Source organism: Streptomyces sp. NPDC056296 (genome assembly GCF_042268605.1).
Taxonomy (GTDB): Bacteria; Actinomycetota; Actinomycetes; order Streptomycetales; family Streptomycetaceae; genus Streptomyces.
In genome coordinates this window covers 1-1,749 of record NZ_JBHJRX010000139.1, presented here as the reverse complement: position 1 = coordinate 1,749, position 1,749 = coordinate 1, and the positions used below count along the sequence as shown (strand labels likewise).

Sequence of the window (1,749 nt, the reverse complement as noted above, 5' to 3'; positions counted from 1 at the left end):
CTGAAGCCGGCAACGTAGTGTCGCTGATCGTCTTCGGCTCACGAGTCGGCCGACTCCTCCGCGCCCGTCGCCCACTACGTGAACTCAGCGATCGACACCAGGCGAGCCCACGCGGCCCAGCCCTCATTCACGCACAGCGAACCTCAGATCCTCCGAGATCTTCCGTACCGGCCCACCGTGCCCGACATGCACGGTCGGCTGTCGTCCCCCATTGGCAACGGCTCAGCACAGACCGGAGATCGGAACGGTCTCTGGGCCGCCGACGTACACGGAGACACATCATGAGCGCATCCCTTCCCAAAGACGCGCCGGCGTCCGACACCACTGCAAAACAGCCCGGACAAACCGGCGACCGGCGCCAAGCGCGCAGGGTCGCTACCGCCGGCATGATCGGCACGACCATCGAGTGGTACGACTTCACCCTCTACGGTCCCGCTGCGGCGCTCGTGTTCGCGCCCCAGTTCTTCCCCTCCGTCTCACCGGTCGCCGGAACACTCGCCTCGCTGTCGACCTTCGCGATCGGATTTCTGGCCCGGCCCGTCGGCGGGGCCATCATGGGGCACCTCGGCGACCGGATCGGCCGACGGAAGATGCTCCTCGCGTCCCTTCTCATCATGGGAGCAGCCACCGCCGGCGTCGGACTGCTGCCGACCTACGCGGCGATCGGTGTCGCGGCCCCCATCCTGCTCGTAGTGCTCCGCCTGGCCCAGGGGCTGTCGGTCGGCGGCGAGTGGGGTGGCGCGGTCCTGATGTCGATGGAGCACGCACCCCCGGAGCGCCGCACGCTGTACGGCTCATTCCCTCAGCTCGGGCTTCCCGCAGGCGTGTTCCTGTCGACCCTGGTCTTCCTGCTGGTCCGGCTCGTCCTCGGCGAAGCGGCCTTCGCGGCCTGGGGATGGCGGATCCCGTTCCTGCTGTCGTTCGTACTGGTCGTCTTCGGCATGGTCCTCCGCCGGCGCCTTGAGGAGAGCCCGGAGTTCACCCGGGCCCGGGAGAACCAGGACGTGGTGCGAGCCCCGCTGTCGGAGGTCTTCCGTCGCCTGCCGCGGAATCTCGTCGCGGCGACCGGTATCTCCGCGCAGACCTCCGCCTTCGGAATCGTGGTCTTCACCTACAGCCTCACCTATGTCGAGACCCGAGACCTCGTGTCGGCGTCGGCGATGATGGCCATCACACTGACCTCCTCGGTGGTGCTGACCGCGGGTGTCCCTGTCGGCGCGCTGCTTTCCCAGCGGTTCGGACGACGCCGTGTCATCATCTGCGCACTGACGGCCCAGACGCTGTGGGCGTTCCCCTACTTCCTGCTGCTCGACACCGGGTCGGTCACCGCGGCCTTGCTGGGATCCGTCGTCCTCGGTCTGGTGTCGGGCCTCTCCATGGGTCCCCTGGCGACCTTCATCGCCGAGGCGTTCCCGGTGTCGGTGCGCTACAGCGGCGCGACCGTCACGTATTCGGTCGGCGGCGTGCTCGGCGGCGGCCTGGTATCCATCGTGGCGACGGCGCTGGTCGAGGCCACGGACAACGGCCTCGGGATCGCCGCCTACCTGGCAGTGCTCGGAGTCATTTCCGTCAGCGCCAGCGCCGCGCTCCGCAGTCCTGTCGAGTAGTCCGGGGCGCTGACTCGGGTCCGCCACGCTGTTTGTCGGGGCGAGACGCGCACGCGGTTCACGGCAGGGTGGTACGTGCTACCGCTGGACGTACCACCCCGTCCGCCGTTGACCCGCCACGGTGCTGTGCTGGTCGGTCTAT

General features: G+C 68.4%; 1 protein-coding gene. It reads left to right on the top strand.

What is annotated here, in order from left to right; genetic code table 11:
* The first annotated feature begins 386 nt into the window (after positions 1–386).
* Positions 387–1,607: an MFS transporter gene (locus ACFCZF_RS40815; RefSeq protein ID WP_376675983.1), complete on the top strand. Its 1,221-nt coding sequence runs from the start codon at positions 387–389 to the stop codon at positions 1,605–1,607.
* Positions 1,608–1,749 lie beyond the last annotated feature (142 nt).